18 protein-coding genes and 1 pseudogene are annotated in these 19,066 nt (G+C 72.6%); 16 read left to right on the top strand and 3 right to left on the bottom strand.

Going from position 1 to position 19,066, the window contains the following annotated elements:
• Positions 1–4: 4 nt before the first annotated feature.
• Entirely contained in the window at positions 5–937 is a 933-nt protein-coding gene (locus ACFCZF_RS17140; protein ID WP_376672339.1) for an AraC family transcriptional regulator, read from the bottom strand.
• Between the two features lie 99 nt (positions 938–1,036).
• Between ACFCZF_RS17140 and ACFCZF_RS17145 the strand changes: the two genes are divergently transcribed.
• The gene (locus tag ACFCZF_RS17145; protein WP_376672357.1) at positions 1,037–1,927 is read left to right on the top strand and encodes an NmrA family NAD(P)-binding protein; all 891 of its coding nucleotides are present in this window, start codon (positions 1,037–1,039) and stop codon (positions 1,925–1,927) included.
• A 31-nt stretch (positions 1,928–1,958) separates the two neighbouring features.
• Here ACFCZF_RS17145 and ACFCZF_RS17150 read toward each other — a convergent pair whose 3' ends face one another.
• Complete coding sequence (locus tag ACFCZF_RS17150) at positions 1,959–3,092, bottom strand: YihY/virulence factor BrkB family protein (protein ID WP_376672340.1); 1,134 nt, start codon at positions 3,090–3,092, stop codon at positions 1,959–1,961.
• 99 nt (positions 3,093–3,191) lie between these two features.
• Between ACFCZF_RS17150 and ACFCZF_RS17155 the strand changes: the two genes are divergently transcribed.
• The 15 genes from ACFCZF_RS17155 (at position 3,192) to ACFCZF_RS17225 (ending at position 18,614) form a co-directional block, all read left to right on the top strand.
• Entirely contained in the window at positions 3,192–4,871 is a 1,680-nt protein-coding gene (locus ACFCZF_RS17155) for an acyl-CoA dehydrogenase family protein (protein WP_376672341.1), read from the top strand.
• Between the two features lie 265 nt (positions 4,872–5,136).
• Positions 5,137–6,426, top strand: a complete 1,290-nt coding sequence (locus ACFCZF_RS17160) for a GAF domain-containing protein (protein ID WP_376672342.1) — start codon at positions 5,137–5,139, stop codon at positions 6,424–6,426.
• Between the two features lie 599 nt (positions 6,427–7,025).
• Complete coding sequence (locus ACFCZF_RS17165) at positions 7,026–8,333, top strand: hypothetical protein (RefSeq protein ID WP_376672343.1); 1,308 nt, start codon at positions 7,026–7,028, stop codon at positions 8,331–8,333.
• 73 nt (positions 8,334–8,406) lie between these two features.
• Positions 8,407–8,979, top strand: coding sequence for a GNAT family N-acetyltransferase (locus ACFCZF_RS17170; RefSeq protein ID WP_376672344.1), 573 nt, complete (start codon positions 8,407–8,409; stop codon positions 8,977–8,979).
• Between the two features lie 136 nt (positions 8,980–9,115).
• Positions 9,116–9,199: a putative leader peptide gene (locus tag ACFCZF_RS17175; RefSeq protein WP_351391960.1), complete on the top strand. Its 84-nt coding sequence runs from the start codon at positions 9,116–9,118 to the stop codon at positions 9,197–9,199.
• Positions 9,200–9,338: 139 nt separating this feature from the next.
• Entirely contained in the window at positions 9,339–11,036 is a 1,698-nt protein-coding gene (gene sirA, locus ACFCZF_RS17180; RefSeq protein WP_375912083.1) for a sulfite reductase SirA, read from the top strand.
• Positions 11,033–11,212, top strand: coding sequence for a hypothetical protein (locus ACFCZF_RS17185; RefSeq protein WP_121749832.1), 180 nt, complete (start codon positions 11,033–11,035; stop codon positions 11,210–11,212). The genes sirA and ACFCZF_RS17185 overlap by 4 nt, the downstream gene beginning before the upstream one ends.
• On the top strand, positions 11,209–11,919 hold the full coding sequence (locus tag ACFCZF_RS17190) for a phosphoadenylyl-sulfate reductase (RefSeq protein ID WP_376672345.1): 711 nt from the start codon (positions 11,209–11,211) through the stop codon (positions 11,917–11,919). The genes ACFCZF_RS17185 and ACFCZF_RS17190 overlap by 4 nt, the downstream gene beginning before the upstream one ends.
• A gap of 1 nt (position 11,920) precedes the next feature.
• The gene (gene cysC / locus ACFCZF_RS17195) at positions 11,921–12,490 is read left to right on the top strand and encodes an adenylyl-sulfate kinase (protein WP_121749830.1); all 570 of its coding nucleotides are present in this window, start codon (positions 11,921–11,923) and stop codon (positions 12,488–12,490) included.
• On the top strand, positions 12,487–13,425 hold the full coding sequence (gene cysD / locus ACFCZF_RS17200; RefSeq protein WP_376672346.1) for a sulfate adenylyltransferase subunit CysD: 939 nt from the start codon (positions 12,487–12,489) through the stop codon (positions 13,423–13,425). Before cysC ends, cysD begins: the two co-directional genes overlap by 4 nt.
• Before the next feature lie 2 nt (positions 13,426–13,427).
• On the top strand, positions 13,428–14,783 hold the full coding sequence (locus ACFCZF_RS17205; protein ID WP_376672347.1) for a sulfate adenylyltransferase subunit 1: 1,356 nt from the start codon (positions 13,428–13,430) through the stop codon (positions 14,781–14,783).
• Positions 14,784–15,022: 239 nt separating this feature from the next.
• Entirely contained in the window at positions 15,023–16,126 is a 1,104-nt protein-coding gene (locus tag ACFCZF_RS17210; RefSeq protein ID WP_376672348.1) for an aliphatic sulfonate ABC transporter substrate-binding protein, read from the top strand.
• Between the two features lie 46 nt (positions 16,127–16,172).
• The gene (locus ACFCZF_RS17215; RefSeq protein WP_376672349.1) at positions 16,173–16,967 is read left to right on the top strand and encodes an ABC transporter ATP-binding protein; all 795 of its coding nucleotides are present in this window, start codon (positions 16,173–16,175) and stop codon (positions 16,965–16,967) included.
• On the top strand, positions 16,954–17,865 hold the full coding sequence (locus tag ACFCZF_RS17220) for an ABC transporter permease (RefSeq protein ID WP_375912063.1): 912 nt from the start codon (positions 16,954–16,956) through the stop codon (positions 17,863–17,865). Before ACFCZF_RS17215 ends, ACFCZF_RS17220 begins: the two co-directional genes overlap by 14 nt.
• Positions 17,866–17,873: 8 nt before the next feature.
• Positions 17,874–18,614 carry a sirohydrochlorin chelatase gene (locus tag ACFCZF_RS17225; protein WP_376672358.1) on the top strand — a complete coding sequence of 247 codons (741 nt, stop codon included), beginning with the start codon at positions 17,874–17,876 and terminating at the stop codon, positions 18,612–18,614.
• A gap of 62 nt (positions 18,615–18,676) precedes the next feature.
• Here the strand turns inward: ACFCZF_RS17225 and ACFCZF_RS17230 are convergent.
• Positions 18,677–19,066: pseudogene (locus ACFCZF_RS17230) on the bottom strand (disulfide bond formation protein DsbA); the annotation flags it as partial.

Consider the following 19,066-nt stretch of genomic DNA (forward strand, 5'->3'; position numbering starts at 1 on the left):
CAGGCTACGCCGGTGCCCGGTGCTCCTGCGGGCTGATGCCGTACACCCGTTTGAAGGCCGTGGACAGGGCGAACGCGCTCCCGTAGCCGACCTGGCGGGCGATCGCGCCGAGCGTGTCCTCGGTGTCGCGCAGCCGGTCGGCGGCGAGAGCGAGGCGCCATCCGGTGAGGTACCCCATCGGGGGTTCGCCCACCAGGTCGGTGAAGCGCCGGGCGAGCGCGGCGCGGGAGACCCCTGCCTCGGCGGCGAGCGACGCCACCGTCCAGGGGTGCGCCGGGTCGTCCTGGATGAGCCGCAGCGCCCGGCCGACGACCGGGTCGCCCAGCGCTCGGTACCAGGCGGGCGGCTCGGCCCGCGGACCGGCGAACCAGGCCCGTAGAGCGGCGATGACCAGCAGGTCGAGGAGCCGGTCCAGGACGACCTCCTGACCCGGTTCGTCCCGCGTGACCTCCGTCGTCAGCAGGGGTGTGAGCGGGCAGTCCCACTGGTCGGAGGTGAGGGACAGCAGCGGCGGCAGGGCGTCCAGCAGCCGGCCGCCGATCTCGCCCCGGACCAGGTAGGTGCCGATCAGCAGTTCCGCGCCGCCGTCGGGGCGGTCGCCCCAGGTGCGCACGCCGAGGTCCATCGAGCCGTTGAGGGGGCGTCCGTCCGGGTAGCTGCACGCACCGCCCGGAAGGATCACCGCCTGCGGCGGGGTGCCGGGGTCGTCGGCGCAGGTGTACGGGTCGGGGCCGCGCGCGATGGCGAGGTCGCCGGCCCGCAGCCGCAGCCGCTCGCCCGTGTCCGGGACGATCCAGGCGTCACCGCGGACCATCAGCATCACCGTCAGCGGCGCCCGGTCCTCGATACGCACGGCCCACGGCGGGTCGAAACAGGCGCGGATCATGAACGCGCCCCGCGCGCGGGGGCCCTCCAGCAGACCGGCGAGTGCGTCCATGGCGTCACAGCGTAGACGCGTAGACGCACGCGTATGGGAACGAGCCGTTCGGCGATGGGAACGTACGGCGCCCGGCAGTTGACTGAAGCCATGACAGACATGACAGGCACGGCAGACATGGCAGACACGGCAGGCGTGAACACGGAAGCGGGCATGACGGTCGTCGTGACGGGGGCGTCCGGTCGCACCGGGCGGCGGGTGGCCGAGGCGGCGCGGGCGGCCGCGCTGACCGTGCGGGCGGCGTCCCGGGCGACCGGCTTCGACTGGTGGGACCGGTCGACCTGGGCGGACGTCCTGCGCGGCGCCGACGCGGCCTACCTGGCCCACCCGACCGATGTGGGCGCCCCCGACGCCGCCGGGACGGTCGGGGCGCTGGCGCGCGAGGCGGCCGGGCTCGGCGTACGGCGGCTGGTGCTGCTGTCGGCGCGGGGCGAGGAGCGGGCCCGCCCCACCGAGGAGGCGCTGGCGGAAGCGGGCGTGCACTGGACGGTCGTACGGGCCGCCTGGTTCGCGCAGAACTTCAGCGAGGGACCGCTGGTGGCGGAGCTGCGGCAGCGCGGGGAGCTGGTGTTCCCGGCAGGTGACGAGGCCCGGGAGCCGTTCGTGGACCTGCGGGACGTCGCGGACGTGGTGGTGGCTTCGCTGACCTCCGGCGACCGGTACGCCGGGCGGGTGCTGGAGGTCTCGGGGCCGCGGTTGCTGACCTTCGGGGAGGCGGTCGCCGAGATCGCGAAGGAGACGGGCCGCGCGCTGACGTACCGGGCCGTCTCACCGCGCGAGTACGGCGAGAACCTGGCGGGGTTCGGGGTGCCCGAGGAGGAGGTCGCGTTCCTCGTGGAGCTGTTCGGCGCCCTGCTCGACGGCCGCAACGCCCATCTGTCGGACGGTGTCCGGCAGGTGCTGGGCCGTGCGCCGAGGGACTTCGGGGACTTCGTACGGGAGGGCGCGGCGGCGGGCACCTGGGCCCCGGATCCGTCCGGCCGGTCCTAGGAGGGCGGGGAGGGCGGGGAGGGCGGCCCGGTCACGAGGCCTCGGGCTTGTTGTGGTTCGCGGGCGGCGTGTTCTTCACGTGGGTGCGCAGGCGGGACGTGACGTCCTCCGGGGGCAGGAAGCGGGACCAGCGTTCCGGGAACTCGGAGGGCATGTCGGGGTCCGCCTCGCCGTTCGCGGCGGTGCGGGCCACGTACTCGGCGACCTGGGCCTGGCGCAGCCGCTCGTTGGCCTCACGGGCGGCCGCGGTGGCGGCGGCCGGCCAGACCCGGTCGATGGCCGCGTTGACCGCGGCCCCGACGAGCACGGCGAACGCGGACACGCCGATCCACAGCAGCACGGCGACGGGCGCGGCCAGCGAGCCGTAGATGGTGGGGCCCTCGACGGTGTTGGTGAGGTAGATGCGCAGCAGGAAGCTGCCGAGCACCCACATGCCGAGGGCGACCAGCGCGCCGGGCACGTCCTCGATCCACGGGGACCGTACGGGCACGGAGACGTGGTACAGCGTGGTCAGGAACGCGATGGACAGGATGATGACGACCGGCCAGTAGAGCACCTGGACGACCGTCGTCGACCAGGGCACGATCCGCACCACGGCGTCCGGACCGGCCACCATCAGCGGCAGCGCGATCGACCCGATCAGCAGGGCCACGAGGAACAGCAGGAAGGCCATCAGGCGGGTCTTGACGATCCCCCGGACGCCGTCCAGGCCGTACATCACGGTGATGGTGTCGATGAAGACGTTCACCGCGCGGGAGCCCGACCACAGGGCGAACAGGAAGCCGATGGAGATGACGTCGGGACGGCCGCCCTTCATCACGTCGTCCAGGATCGGCTCGGTGATCTGCTCGACGCCCTTCTCGGAGAGCACCGCGCGGGAGGCGTCCAGGATGTTGGTGCGCAGGCTCTCGGTGGTGTCGGCGCCGATCCAGGAGTCGACGTAGCCGAGCAGGCCGAGGAGGCTCAGCAGCAGGGGCGGCACCGAGAGCAGGGTGAAGAACGCGGCCTCGGCGGCCAGGCCGAGGATGCGGTACTCCATGCACGAGTTGACCGTGTCCTTGAGCAGCAGCCAGGCGGTCCTGCGTTTGGAGACGTTCCGGTACAGGACCCGGGCGCGATGGAGCCGGCCGGAGGGCCGTTCGGTGGATTCACTTGCTGGCTGCACGACCTAAAGGTATCCGTCGCGGGGGGTCGCACTCATCCGCGGCCGCCCTCCTGTCGGTGACGGCTCCGTGCGGGTCCGCGGCACGGTAGGTTCACGGTCATGGCAGGCAGTACCCACACCGTGACGAATCAGGCGCCGCCGCTGGTCGGCTACGACGTCTTCACCGCCGACCGGGCCCTGACGGCCGCGGTCGAGCGGCATCTGGCACCCGGGCTGCACGAGGAGGCGCTGGAGGAGCTGTCGGGTCTCGGCCGCAGCTGCGGATCGGTCCAGACCCAGGAGTGGGGCGCGCAGGCCAACGAGAACCCGCCGGTCCTGCGCACCCACGACCGCTACGGCCACCGCGTCGACGAGGTCGGCTTCCACCCGGCCTGGCACCGGTTGCTGGGCAAGGGCGTCTCGGCGGGCCTGACCTCGGCCTGGTCCCGGCCGGGCGGGCATGTGCGGCGTGCCGCCGCCTTCCTCATGTGGACCCAGGTCGAGGCCGGGAACTGCTGCCCGCTGTCGATGACCCACGCGGCGGTTCCGGCCCTGCGCGCCGACCCGGGGCTCGCGGCGGAGTGGGAGCCGCGGCTGGCCTCCCGCGTGTACGACCGGGAGCTGCGGCCCGCCCGTCTGAAGGCCGGGGCCCTGTTCGGCATGGGCATGACGGAGAAGCAGGGCGGCAGCGACGTACGGGCGAACACCACCTCGGCGCGCCCGCTGGCCGAGGACGGCGCGTACGAGCTGACCGGGCACAAGTGGTTCTGCTCGGCGCCTATGTCGGACGGGTTCCTGGTGCTGGCGCGGGCCCCTGGGGGTACCGCCCGTGCCGAAGGCAACGGGGGAGGGCTGACCTGCTTCATGGTGCCGCGGGTGCTGGCGGACGGCACCCGCAACGTGTTCCTGATCCAGCGGCTCAAGGACAAGCTGGGCAACCGTTCCAACGCCTCCGCCGAGGTCGAGTTCGCCGGGACCTGGGCGCGCCGGGTCGGCGAGGAGGGGCGCGGGGTGCGCACCGTCATCGGCATGGTGGCGGCGACCCGGCTGGACTGCGTGCTGGGATCGGCGGGCCTGATGCGGCAGGCCGTGGCGCAGGCGGTGCACCACTGCGCCTACCGGGAGGCCTTCGGCGCGAAGCTGGTCGACCAGCCGCTGATGCGCAACGTCCTCGCGGATCTCGCGATCGAGTCGGAGGCGGCCACCACGCTCGCGCTGCGGCTGGCGGCGGCCTACGACGCCGCCGAGGGCGGCGACGAGCGGGAGCGGGCGCTGCTGCGGATCGCGGTGCCGGTGGCCAAGTACTGGGTGACCAAGCGGTGCGCGCCGGTGGCGGTGGAGGCCGCCGAGTGCCTGGGCGGCAACGGGTACGTGGAGGAGTCCGGGATGCCCCGGCTGGTGCGCGAGTCGCCGCTGAACTCGATCTGGGAGGGCGCCGGCAACGTGCAGGCGCTGGACGTCCTGCGGGCGCTCGGGCGGGAGCCGCTGGCGCTGGACGCGTATCTGACGGAGGTGGGGCTGGCGCGCGGCGCCGATCACCGGCTGGACGCGGCGATCAGGGGCCTGCTGACGGAGCTGGCCGATCTGGGGGCCGCCGAGGGGCGGGCGCGGCGGCTGGCGGAGCGGCTGGCGCTGGTGCTCCAGGGCTCGCTGCTGGTCCGGTACGCGCCGCCGGAGGTCGCCGACGCGTTCTGCGCCGGGCGGCTGGGCGGTGACGGGGGCGCGGCCTTCGGCACGCTGCCGCCCACGCTGGACCTGGCGTCGGTGGTGGAGCGGGCCCGTCCGGTGGCCGTGGCCTGATCCCGTCGGGTGGCGCGGGGGTGGTGCTGCGCCGACACGGCACCACCCCCGCCACACCGGCCTGTTCAGGCCGCGTACGCCGCTCGGGGCGACGTGGTTCAAGTTTGGACACCGGTACGGCCGTCCACCAGGGTTGCAGGGGGTTGCAACTTGCTGCCGACTGTGTGCGGACTGTGTCATCGCGTCACGGGCAGACGCTCAGTATCAGACGAACATCCGAACATCCGAGTATCCGAACATCCGGCTTCCGGGAGGACGGGGACCAGTGGCTCTCTCGCCGATGGACGTGACGCAGTTCGCCGCCGTCGACCCGGCGCGTGCGGCGCGGATGCTCAACGAGGTCCGTTCCGCGAGGCTCTCGGGCGGACGGGCTCCGGTGGCGCCGCGCCCGGTGATCGAGCAGTCCTGGGAGCGGGTGCTGCGCAGCGGTGTCGATCCCGAGCACGACTTCCGCTCCGGGCTGCTGGCCCCCGAGGAGGTACAGCGACGGCGGGAGGCCTCGGTGCTGCGGCATGTGCTGCCGGTGCTGCGGGAGGGCCTGCTGTCGGTCGCGGACGTCGCGCACCACATCATGGTGGTCGCCGACGACGAGGGCCGGGTGCTGTGGCGGGAGGGCAGCGCGCGTGTGCTGCGCAAGGCCGACGGTCTCGGCTTCGAACTCGGGGCGGACTGGCGGGAGGAGGTGGTCGGCACCAACGGCGTGGGCACGCCGGCGGTCACCCGGCGGCCCGTACAGGTCTTCGCCTCCGAGCACTTCGTCCGGTCTCAGGCGACCTGGACGTGCGCCGGGGCGCCCATCACCGATCCGCGCAGTGGCCGGCTGCTCGGCGTGGTCGACGTGAGCGGGCCGCTGGAGACGATGCACCCGGCTACGCTCGCCTGGGTCGACTCGGTGGCCAAGCTCGCCGAGGCCCGGCTGCGCGAGTTGCACATGCTGACGCTGGAGCGGCTGCGTGCGGTGGCCGCGCCGGTGCTGGCCCGGCTCGACGGGCGGGCACTGGTGGCGGACCGCGACGGCTGGACGGCGGCGGTGACGGGGATGCCGTACCTGGACCGGGTGACGCTGCCCAAGTCCCCGACGGCGGGGCCGAGGTGGCTGCCGGCGCTCGGGGCGTGCACCGTGGAGCCGCTGGGCGAGGGCTGGCTGGTGCGGGCGGCCGAGGAGCCGGTGCCGCAGGGCTCCGTCCGGATCGTGCTGGACCTCGGGCAGCCGCGCCGCTGGTCGGTGCGGGTGCTGGGCGGCGCGGAGGCGTGGGTCCGGGAACTGAGTCCCCGGCATGCCGAGTTGCTGTACCTGCTGGCCGTCCACCGCGCCGGCCGCAGCGCGTCGGGGCTGGCCGAGGACATGTTCGGCGACCCGGCCCGCACGGTGACGGTACGGGCCGAGATGTCGCGGGTGCGGAGGTACCTCGGGGCCTACCTGGAACACCGGCCGTATCGTTTCTGCGAGGACGCGGAGATCGAGGTGGTCCTCCCGGACGACCCGCGCGACCTGCTCCCCCACTCGACGGCACCGGCGGTGGCGGAACGCAGGGCGTCGCTGCCGGCGCCCTGAACGGGCCCCTCCAGGGGCGCGGCGCGGGGAACCGCGCGATCGGCCACGGCACAGCCGCACCCGCCCGCACCCGCCCGCACCCGCCCGCACGACTCGCCCGCCCCGCCCCGCCCCGCCCGAACCCGCACCCCGAGCCCCCACCCCGCCCAAACCGCCCACGCGCACCCCGAGCCGCCCCGCCCCGCCCGAACCGCCCACACGCACCCCGGACCGCCCCCACCCCGCCCGAGCCGTCCACGCGCACCCCGGGCCGCCCCACCCCGCGCGAGCCACCCACACGCGCCCCGGGCCGCCCCGCCCCGCCCGAACCGCCCACACGCACCCCGGACCGCCCCACCCCGCCCGAACCGCCCACGCGCACCCCGAGACGCCCCGCCCCGCGCGAGCCACCCACACGCGCCCCGGGCCGCCCCGAGCCGCCCACACGCGCCCCGAGCCGGCCGGGATGGCCGGAAAGACGGCACGTTTTCGCATATTTGCATCGTCCGCGTCCGCGAACCCGTCCGTCTGCCGTAGCATCCTCTACGGACCGCCCCATCCGCTCCTCGGTCAACGTGGCCACCGTCGAGCCCAGTTGGTCCGGTGTCCGTGGAGGTTCTATGAAGCAGCGCGGCAGACACCGCCGACGCAGGCGGGGCAGGGCGCTGCGCGCGGCCCTGACCGGAGCCGCCCTCGCGTTGACGGGTGCCGCCACGCTGATCAGCGCCTCGCAGGCCACGGTCGCCGACGACCCCGGCACCCTCGAACCCCTCACCTCCGCCGCCGAGACCGACGCGCTGCGGCTGACGGAGCACCGCGTGCCGCGGCCCTGGCTCGACCGGCTCTCCACCGCGATGGGCGAACCGGTGGGCGTCGACGCCGTCCTCGGCTCCGCCGACCACACGCTGCGCGACGCCGCCGACTGCACGGCCGGGGAACGCGAGGCCCTGCCGGTCTCCCCCGCGGCCACCCGCGCCTACTGCTGGGAGGAGGGCGACACCGAGGGCTGGCGGCCCGGCGCGGTCACCACCTCCGGGGACGCCGACGAGGACGGACGCTGGGGCGCCCACCGCGTCATCCTGTCCGCCTGGACCCGCGACGACGGGACGCCCGAGGGCGGCCTCGCCCGGGTCTCCTTCGTGGACGCCGACGATCCCGACCACCTGAGCTACACCTCGGCACTCCTCGCCGTCCCGGTCGACGGCGGCCACGACTACCGGGGGCTCGCCTCCCCCGTCTCCGGCATGGTCTGGTACCAGGACAAGCTGCTGGTCACCACCGGTTCCGGGGACCGCGACGCGCTGTACGTGTACGACGTGGACCGGGTCCAGCGCGCCACCACCGACGCGGACGCCGTCGGGCGGGTGCCCGGGGGCTGGGCGGCGGACGGCCACCCCTACGTACTGCCCGCCGTCGCCTCGTACCGGCTCTCCGACGCCGACGGTGCCGCCCGCCCCGGCGCGATCTCCCTGGACCGCGGCACGGTCCCCGACAGCCTGGTGGCGAGCGAGCGGGTGCCCGCGGACGACGACCGCCCCACCCGGCTGTGGCGCTACTCGTTCGGCACGGACCCGGCCCGCACCGGACTGCCGGCCGCCGACCCCTCCGGACGCGTCGACGCGGTGGAGGCGTACGAGACGGGGGCGGCCGAGGTCGGAGGCGTACTCTCCCACCGCCCGGCCGGCGCGGCACGGGCCGACTGGTACCTGGGACGCGCGGCCGGCGGCCACGACGGGCGCGGGACCCTGTGGCGCCAGGACACGGAGGACGCCCGGGCCACGGAGTGCGGTGCGGACCGCTCGCAGCGGTGCTGGAGCGGACAGGCGGGCTCCCTGTCGTACTGGGCGCAGACCGGTGAGGTCTGGTCCCAGTCGGGCCGCATGCTGTTCGCGCTGCCTCTGACGTCGATCGAGGACGCGCTGGACTGACGGCCACGGGCCCCTCGGGGTGCGCGCGGGCGGGGATCGACAGATCCGCGGACCGGATGATTCCCTGACCGGCATGACCAACATCGCCGTGACCACCTGGTCCTTGGAGCAGACGGCGCCGACCGATCTGCTGCCGGCCGCCGCACCGGAGGGGGACGTCCGGATCGTCCGCGCCGAGGTGCCCTCCCCCGAGTTCAGCCGCTTCCTGTACGCCTCGGTCGGCGGCGACATCCGCTGGACGGACCGGCTGGGCTGGAGCTACGCGCGGTGGCGGGAGCACCTGGAGCGGGCCGGCGTGGAGACCTGGGTCGCCTACGACCACGGCACGCCCGCCGGGTACGTGGAGCTGACGCCGGGGGACGACGGGGTCGTGGAGATCGAGTACTTCGGCCTGATCCCGGCCTTCCGGGGTCGGCGCATCGGCGGCCACCTGCTCTCGTACGGCGCCGCCCGCGCCTGGGACCTGGCGGACCGGTGGCCGGGGGTGGCCACGACCAAGCGGGTGTGGCTGCACACGTGCAGCAAGGACGGCGAGTTCGCGATGGACAACTACCAGCGCCGCGGTTTCCGCCTGTTCGACACCAAGGTCGAGGAGGAGGCGGAGGTGGCCACTCCGGGACCCTGGCCCGGAGCGTTCCCCACCTGACCGGCCGCCCCTCCACGGCCTCCGGCCGGGGGCCGAGCTGTGATCCACAACACCCGTGTCTCGCCCCACGAGACACGGGTGTCCGCATTTTGGACGAAGCTGGACTGTGTCCAGATCGTCGTGCCAGGCTTCCGTCATGCCTGGAACTGGAATTGCCTTGGTGAGTCGGCGGCACGTCGACCTCGGCCGCATGTCCAGCGCCATCTGTCCGGTCCGCTGAGAGCACCCTCCAGCACCTCCGGATTCCCCGCATTCGCCTGATTCCCGCGCGACGAAGCGCACGTACGCCTCACGTATGCCATGCGCCGTGCGCGCAGGTCAGAGCCGCTTTCCGCCTGTCCCGAAGGACGTGTCAAACCATGGCCGCCACGCCGCCGAATCCTGCTGCCGCGACCCCCCGCCGCAAGGTGAGCCGTCACCGTGGCGAGGGTCAGTGGGCTATGGGTCACTTCACCCCGCTCAACGGCAACGAGCAGACCAAGAAGGACGACGACGGTCTCAACGTACGGACACGTATTGAGACGATCTACTCCAAGCGGGGTTTCGACTCGATCGACCCCGGTGACCTGCGCGGCCGGATGCGCTGGTGGGGGCTGTACACCCAGCGCAAGCAGGGCATCGACGGCGGAAAGACGGCCATCCTGGAGCCGGAGGAGCTGGACGACAGCTACTTCATGCTGCGCGTCCGCATCGACGGTGGCGCGCTGACCACCGCACAGTTGCGGGTCATCGGCGAGATCTCGCAGGAGTTCGCGCGCGGCACGGCCGACATCACCGACCGGCAGAACGTCCAGTACCACTGGATCCGGATCGAGGACGTGCCCGAGATCTGGAACCGCCTGGAGGGCGTCGGCCTGTCCACGGTCACCGCCTGCGGCGACACGCCCCGCGTGATGATCGGCTCCCCGGTCGCGGGCATCGCCGAGGACGAGATCATCGACGGCACGCCGGCGCTGGAGGAGATGAAGCGCCGGGTCCTGAACAACCCGGCGTACTCGAACCTGCCGCGGAAGTTCAAGACCGCGATCTCCGGGTCGCCGGTACTGGACGTGGTGCACGAGATCAACGACGTGGCGTTCGTCGGCGTCGAGCACCCCGAGCACGGGCCGGGCTTCGACCTGTGGGTCGGCGGCGGCCTGTCCACCAACCCCAAGCTGGGCGTGCGCCTCGGTGCCTGGGTGCCGATCGACGACGTCCCCGACGTCTACGAGGGCGTCATCTCGATCTTCCGCGACTACGGCTACCGGCGGCTGCGCAACCGCGCCCGCCTGAAGTTCCTGGTCGCCGACTGGGGCCCGGAGAAGTTCCGCCAGGTGCTGGAGGACGAGTACCTGAAGCGGAAGCTGACCGACGGACCGGCGCCCGCCGACCCGACCAGCCGCTGGCGCGACCACATCGGCGTGCACCGGCAGAAGGACGGCCGCTACTACGTCGGCTTCGCCCCGCGCGTCGGCCGCGTCGACGGCACGATCCTGACCAAGGTCGCCGACCTGGCGGAGGCGCACGGCTCGGGCCGGGTGCGCACCACGGTCGAGCAGAAGATGATCGTCCTCGATGTCGAGGAGGGGCAGGTCGACTCGCTGGTCGAGTCCCTGGAGGCGCTGGACCTCACCGCCCGGCCCTCCACCTTCCGGCGCGGCACCATGGCCTGCACCGGCATCGAGTTCTGCAAGCTGGCCATCGTCGAGACCAAGGCGCGCGGTGCCTCGCTGATCGACGAACTGGAGCGCCGTCTCCCGGAGTTCGACGAGCCCCTCACCATCAACCTCAACGGCTGCCCGAACGCCTGCGCCCGCATCCAGACCGCGGACATCGGTCTCAAGGGCCAGCTGGTCCTGAACGCCGAGGGCGAGCAGGTCGAGGGCTACCAGGTGCACCTGGGCGGCGCGCTCGGCCTGGAGCCCGGCTTCGGCCGCAAGGTGCGCGGTCTGAAGGTCACGGCGGAGGAGCTGCCGGACTACGTGGAGCGCGTGCTGACGCGCTACCAGGCCGAGCGCGAGGACGGCGAGCGCTTCGCCACCTGGGCGGCCCGCGCCTCCGAGGAGGCCCTGTCGTGACGGAGCGTGCCGCGCCCTTCTACTGCCCCTACTGCGGCGACGAGGACCTGCGTCCGCACGAGGAAGGTCACGGCGCCTGGGAATGCGGGGCGTGCAACCGCGCATTCCAGTTGAAGTTCCTCGGGCTTCTCGCCCGGGGTCTTCAGCCCAACTCCACGGGAGGGGAACCGATATGACGACGGTTCAGGAAGAGCGTACGACCGAGGAACTCAAGGCACTCGCCGAGCGGGCGGGCCGCGAGCTGGAGGACGCCTCCGCGCTGGAGATCCTCCAGTGGGCGGCCGACACCTTCGGCGGACGCTTCTGCGTGACCTCCTCGATGGAGGACGCGGTCGTCGCCCACCTCGCCTCCCGCGCCCTGCCCGGCGTGGACGTGGTGTTCCTCGACACCGGCTACCACTTCCCGGAGACCATCGGCACCCGGGACGCGGTGGAGGCCGTGATGGACGTCAACGTCATCACGCTCACCCCCCGGCAGACGGTCGCCGAGCAGGACGCCGAGTACGGGCCGAAGCTGCACGACCGCGACCCCGACCTGTGCTGCGCGCTGCGCAAGGTGAAGCCGCTGGAGGAGGGCCTCAAGAGCTATCAGGCCTGGGCGACCGGCCTGCGCCGCGACGAGTCCGAGACCCGCGCGAACACGCCGGTGGTCGGCTGGGACGAGAAGCGGCGGAAGGTGAAGGTCTCTCCCATCGCCAAGTGGTCACAGGAAGATGTGCAAACGTACGTCGACGAGCACGGCGTCCTCACCAACCCGCTGCTGATGGACGGCTATGCCTCCGTGGGCTGCGCGCCCTGCACCCGCCGTGTGCTGGAGGGCGAGGACGCCCGCGCCGGTCGCTGGGCGGGCCGCTCCAAGACCGAGTGCGGACTGCACGGCTGACATGACGACGACCACTGAGATTCAGGAGAACCCTGTGACGACCGGAGCCACCGTCTGGCTCACGGGTCTGCCCAGCGCCGGCAAGACCACCATCGCCCACGAACTGGCCGGCCGGCTCCGCGAGCAGGGCCGGCGCGTCGAGCTCCTCGACGGCGACGAGATCCGCGAGTTCCTCTCGGCGGGCCTCGGCTTCAGCCGCGAGGACCGGCACACCAACGTGCAGCGCATCGGCTTCGTCGCCGAACTGCTCGCCCGCAACGGCGTCACGGCGCTGGTCCCCGTGATCGCCCCGTACGCGGACAGCCGGGACGCGGTCCGCAAGCGGCACGAGGCGAACGGCACGGCGTACGTGGAAGTGCACGTGGCCACCCCGGTCGAGGTGTGCTCGGTGCGCGATGTGAAGGGCCTGTACGCCAAGCAGGCCGCGGGTGAGCTGACCGGGCTCACCGGGGTCGACGACCCGTACGAGGAGCCCGTCGCGCCCGACCTGCGCATCGAGTCGCAGGACCAGACCGTCCAGGAGTCCGCCGCGGCGGTCCACGCCCTGCTCACCGAAAGGGGACTGGCATGACGACGACCGTCGCAGCGGTGCGGGAGGGTACGGCCGGCCCGTACGCCCTCTCCCACCTCGACGCCCTCGAGTCCGAGGCGGTGCACATCTTCCGCGAGGTGGCGGGCGAGTTCGAGCGGCCGGTGATCCTCTTCTCCGGCGGCAAGGACTCGATCCTGATGCTGCACCTGGCGCTGAAGGCGTTCGCCCCCGCGCCGGTCCCGTTCTCGCTGCTGCACGTGGACACCGGGCACAACTTCCCCGAGGTCCTGGAGTACCGCGACCGCACGGTCGAGAAGCACGGGCTGCGCCTGCACGTGGCCTCCGTGCAGGACTACATCGACCGGGGTGTGCTCAAGGAGCGCCCGGACGGCACCCGCAACCCGCTGCAGACGCTGCCGCTGACCGAGAAGATCCAGGCGGAGAAGTTCGACGCCGTCTTCGGCGGCGGGCGCCGCGACGAGGAGAAGGCGCGAGCGAAGGAGCGGGTGTTCTCGCTGCGCGACGAGTTCTCCCAGTGGGACCCGCGTCGCCAGCGCCCGGAACTGTGGAACCTGTACAACGGCCGGCACGCCCCCGGCGAGCACGTCCGCGTCTTCCCGCTCTCCAACTGGACCGAGCTGGACGTGTGGCAGTACATCGCCCGCGAGTCCATCGAACTGCCGGCGATCTACTACGCCCACGAGCGCGAGGTCTTCGGCCGCAGCGGCATGTGGCTGACCGCCGGTGAGTGGGGCGGCCCGAAGGACGACGAGCCCGTGGTCAAGCGGCGGGTCCGCTACCGCACCGTCGGCGACATGTCCTGCACCGGGGCCGTCGACTCGGACGCCGACAGCATCGAGAAGGTGATCGCCGAGATCGCCGTCTCCCGGCTCACCGAGCGCGGCGCGACCCGCGCCGACGACAAGATGTCCGAGGCCGCGATGGAAGACCGCAAGCGCGAGGGGTACTTCTAGCCATGACGAGCACCACCGAACCCACCGAGCCTTTGGCGGCCTGGCAGCTGTCGGAGACGACCCTGCTGCGCTTCGCCACCGCCGGGTCCGTCGACGACGGCAAGTCCACCCTGGTCGGCCGTCTGCTGCACGACTCCAAGTCGGTCCTCGTCGACCAGCTGGAGGCAGTGGAGCGCGCCTCCGCGAGCCGCGGCCAGGAGGCCCCGGACCTCGCGCTGCTCACCGACGGCCTGCGCGCCGAGCGCGAGCAGGGCATCACCATCGACGTGGCCTACCGCTACTTCGCCACCCCGCGCCGCCGGTTCATCCTCGCCGACACCCCCGGGCACGTGCAGTACACCCGGAACATGGTCACCGGCGCCTCCACGGCCGAGCTGACGGTGGTCCTGGTCGACGCCCGCAACGGCGTCGTCGAGCAGACCCGCCGGCACGCCGCGATCGCCGCCCTGCTGCGGGTCCCGCACGTCGTCCTCGCCGTCAACAAGATGGACCTGGTCGACTACAGGGAGCCCGTGTTCGCCGCCATCGCCGAGGAGTTCACGGCGTACGCGACCGAGCTGGGCGTCCCCGAGGTCACCGCGATCCCGATCTCGGCGCTCGCCGGCGACAACGTGGTGGAACCGTCGGCGGTCATGGACTGGTACGGCGGCCCGACCGTGCTCGAACACCTGGAGACCGTCCCGGTCAGCCACGACCTGGCGCACTGCCACGCCCGGCTGCCCGTGCAGTACGTGATCCGGCCGCGCACCGCCGAGCACCCCGACTACCGCGGCTACGCGGGCCAGATCGCCGCCGGCACCTTCCACGTCGGCGACGAGGTCACCGTCCTGCCGTCGGGCCGCACCTCCAAGGTGTCCGGCATCGACCTGCTGGGCGAGCCCGTCGACGCCGCCTGGACGCCGCAGTCGGTGACGCTGCTCCTCGAGGACGACATCGACGTCTCGCGCGGCGACCTGATCGTGCCCAGCAAGGACGCGCCGGACACCACCCAGGACGTGGAGGCCACGGTCTGCCACGTCGCCGACGCGCCGCTCACGGTGGGCCACCGCGTGCTCATCAAGCACGGCACGCGCACCGTCAAGGCGATCGTCAAGGACATCCCGGCCCGGCTCACGCTGGACGACCTGTCCCTGCACCCGCACCCCGGGCAGCTCGTCGCCAACGACATCGGCCGGGTGAAGATCCGTACGGCGGAACCGCTGCCCGCCGACTCCTACGCCGACTCCCGCCGCACCGGTTCGTTCATCCTGATCGACCCGAGCGACGGCACCACGCTCACCGCGGGCATGGCCGGCGAGTCCTTCGCCGCGCCGGAGCCGGTCAAGGACGCGGCGGACGACGACGGGTGGGACTTCTAGGCATGGGCTCCCCCGACTTCTACTCCACGTTCGCGAAGGAGGGCGGCCGCGTCGGCAGCGGCGCCCTGGGAAGCGGGCAGGGCGGGGTCGCGCGATGTGCGTGCTGACGTACGCGCACCGCTCGCGCGCCCTCACCCCCCACCGCCACAGACGTAAACCCGCCGATCTCCCGGCCACGACCTGACACCTCGGACCAACCGACAGGCGTGCGAGCCGGGCCACCGAGAGGAACACCTCCCGTGCCTGCCACCACCGCCCCGCGCCGCGCTCTCGCGGTCCTGGCCGCTCTGCCGCTGCTGGCGCTCGCCGGGTGCGGATACGGCTCCCAGGCCAAGGACGACTCGGGCGCGGAGATCGCCGCCGGGGCCGAGAAGATCGACGGTCTCGACTCCGTACGGATCGGCTACTTCGGCAACGTCACCCACGCCACCGCGCTGGTCGGCAACCAGAAGGGCTTCTTCCAGAAGGAGCTGGGCGCCACCGAGGCCAAGTACGCGGCCTTCAACGCGGGTCCGTCCGAGATCGAGGCGCTGAACTCCGGCTCGATCGACATCGGCTGGATCGGCCCTTCCCCGGCGATCAACGGCTACGCGAAGTCGGACGGCAAGAACCTGCGGATCATCGGCGGTTCGGCCTCCGGCGGGGTGAAGCTGGTGGTGAACCCGGACAAGATCAAGTCGTTGAAGGACGTCAAGGGCAAGCGCATCGCGACCCCTCAGCTGGGCAACACGCAGGACGTGGCGTTCCTCAACTGGGTCGCCGAGCAGGGCTGGAAGGTCGACGCGCAGAGCGGCAAGGGCGACGTGACGGTCGTCCGCAGCGACAACAAGGTGACCCCGGACGCCTTCCAGGCCGGTTCCGTCGACGGCGCGTGGGTGCCGGAGCCGACCGCGTCCCGGCTGGTCGCCCAGGGCGGCAAGGTACTGCTGGACGAGTCGACGCTGTGGCCGGACGAGAAGTTCGTGATCACGAACATCATCGTGCGGCAGAAGTTCCTGGAGGAACACCCGAAGGCCGTCGAGGCGGTGCTGAAGGCCTCGGTGGACACCAACGCGTGGATCGAGGCCAACCCCGACGAGGCCAAGGCCGCGGCGAACAAGCAGCTGGAGAAGGACACCGGCAAGGCGCTGCCCGCCGATGTCCTGGACCCGGCGTGGGAGTCGATCCGGCTGACCGACGACCCGCTGGCCGCCACCCTCGGCGCCCAGGCGGATCACGCCGTCAAGGCCGGTCTGCTGGAGCAGCCCGACCTCAAGGGCATCTACGACCTCACGCTGCTCAACAAGGTCCTCAAGGCCAAGGGCGAACCCGCGGTCGACGACGCCGGTCTCGGCGTCCAGTAGGCCCGGACCCCCGACCATTCCCCAGGATCCCCAGGAGGTGACGACCATGGCCACGACCACGACCCTCGCCAAGGCCGACGAGGGCACCGAGGCGGCCTCGCACGCCGCGCGGATCGAGCACGTCTCGAAGTCGTTCGGGGGCCCCGCCGGGCAGCAGCTCGTGCTGGACGACATCACCCTCGATGTCGCGCCCGGCGAGTTCGTCACCCTCCTGGGGGCCTCCGGCTGCGGCAAGTCCACGCTGCTGAACCTGGTGGCGGGCCTGGACAAGCCGAGCGCCGGCGCGATCACCACGGACGGGCGGCCGGCCCTGATGTTCCAGGAGCACGCCCTGTTCCCGTGGCTGACCGCGGGCAAGAACATCGAACTCGCCCTGAGGCTGCGGGGCGTGCCCAAGTCCGAGCGCCGCGACAAGGCGGAGGAGCTGCTCGAACTCGTCCGGCTGAAGGGCGCGTACGGCAAGCGGGTGCACGAGCTGTCGGGCGGTATGCGCCAGCGGGTCGCGATGGCCCGGGCGCTCGCCCAGGAGAGCAAGCTGCTGCTGATGGACGAGCCGTTCGCGGCCCTGGACGCCATCACGCGTGACGTGCTGCACGACGAGCTGACCCGGATCTGGCGCGAGACGCGGCTGTCGGTCCTGTTCGTGACGCACAACGTCCGCGAGGCCGTCCGGCTCGCGGAGCGCGTGGTGCTGCTCTCCTCCCGCCCCGGGCGCGTCGCCCGCCAGTGGACGGTCGGCATCCCGCATCCGCGCCGCATCGAGGACACCGCCGTGGCGGAACTGTCCGTCGAGATCACCGAAGAACTGCGTGGGGAGATCCGCCGCCATGGCCAGCACTGACACGACGCGTCCCGCCAAGGACGCGGGCGCCGGGGACGGCGGCGATCTCGCCGGTCTGGAGGCGGGCCTGGACGCACTGGAGACGGTGCAGCAGGGCCGCAAGCCCTTCCGGCAGACCTTCGTGGAGAAGATCCTGCCGCCCACCGTCGCCGTTCTCCTCGTGATCGCGGTGTGGCAGGGGCTCGTCTCCTTCAAGATCGTCGACGATCCGACCAAGCTGCCCGCCCCGTCCGACGTGTGGGACGTGGTGCACCAGGCCTGGCTCCAGGGCGAGCTGCTCGGCTACATCTGGACCAGCGTCTCGCGCGGTCTGCTCGGCTTCTGCTTCGCGCTGCTGATCGGCACCCCGCTGGGGCTCCTGGTGGCGCGGGTGAAGTTCGTGCGCGCGGCGATCGGCCCGATCCTGTCCGGCCTCCAGTCGCTGCCGTCGGTGGCCTGGGTGCCGCCGGCCGTGATCTGGCTGGGCCTGAACGACAAGATGATGTACGCGGTCATCCTGCTCGGCGCGGTGCCGTCCATCGCCAACGGCCTGGTGTCCGGCGTCGACCAGGTGTCCCCGCTGTTCCTGCGCGCGGGCCGCACGCTGGGCGCGACGGGGCTGAAGGGCACCTGGCACATCGTGCTGCCGGCCGCGCTGCCCGGCTATGTGGCGGGCCTCAAGCAGGGCTGGGCGTTCTCCTGGCGGTCGCTGATGGCCGCCGAGATCATCGCGTCCTTCCCCGACCTCGGGGTGGGCCTCGGCCAGTTGCTGGAGAACGGCCGCAACGCCAGCGACATGGCCATGGTCTTCGAGGCGATCCTCCTCATCCTGATCGTCGGCATCGCCATCGACCTGCTGATCTTCAGCCCGCTGGAGCGGTGGGTGCTGCGCAGCCGCGGTCTGCTGGTGAGGAGCTGACGGCCATGATGTCCCCGCCGGTCCTCCTGGTCATCGCCCACGGCAGCCGCGACCCGCGGCACGCCGCGACCGTGCACGCCTTGGTCCGCCGGGTCAGGGCGGTACGCCCGGACGTACGGGTGGAGACCGGCTTCCTGGACTTCAACGTGCCCTCGGTGCGGGGCGTGCTGGAGTCCCTGGAGACGGAGGGAGTGCGGGACGTGGTGGCGCTGCCGCTGCTGCTGACCCGCGCCTTCCACGCCAAGGCGGACATCCCGGCGGTCCTCGCGGACGCGCCGCCGCGGCTGCGGATCCGGCAGGCCGAGGTGCTCGGCCCCTCGCCGCTGCTGCTGTCGGCGCTGGAGCGGCGCCTGTACGAGGCGGGTCTGACGCCCGCCGACAAGTCCTCGACCGGGGTCGTACTGGCCTCGGCGGGGTCCTCCGACCCGGAGGCGATCGCAGTGATCGCAGAAATCGCGCGGGAGTGGCGGCACACCGGTTGGTGCGCCGTGCGGCCTGCGTTCGCCTCCGCATCCCTTCCGCGCACCGAGGACGCGGTGCGCGAGCTGCGGGAGCTGGGCTGCGCACGCGTGGCCGTGGCGCCGTACGTCCTGGCCCCCGGTTTCCTGCCGGACCGCATAGCGCGGGGCGCGGGGCGGGCGGACGTGCTGGCGGACGTCCTCGGTCCCTCGCCCGAGGTGGCGCGGGTGCTGCTGGAGCGGTACGACGAGGCGCGGACGCCGGTGCTGGCGGCGGCGGTCGGGGCCTGACCGCCCGGCCGTCGTCACCGTCGTGCTCACCGTCGTCGTCACTGTCGTCGTGACTGTCGTCGTCAGTCGAAGGACAGCCCACCGGTGCGCGTGCGCTTGAGTTCGAAGACGTCGGGGTCGGTGGCCAGGACGCGGAAGCTGTCGAAGAGCTCTGCCGCGCGGGTGCCGCGCGGAACGGCCCGCAGCACGGGCCCGAACCACACCGTTCCATCGACATGGATGGTGGGCGTCCCCACATAGCCGCCGGAGTCGGGTTCGGCCCCCGCCTCGTGGCTGCGGCGCACGGCGTCGTCGTAGGCCGGATCGTGCGCGGCGGCGGCCAGTTCGGGTGCGAGACCCAGCTCGGCCAGGGACTCGGCGACCACGGGGCCGAAGTCCCCGGCGCCCCGCCCGCGGCCAAAGCGGCCGCGCGCGATGTCAAGTTCGAGAACTCCCATCTCCCCACACAGCTC

Source organism: Streptomyces sp. NPDC056296 (assembly GCF_042268605.1).
Classification (GTDB): Bacteria; Actinomycetota; Actinomycetes; order Streptomycetales; family Streptomycetaceae; genus Streptomyces.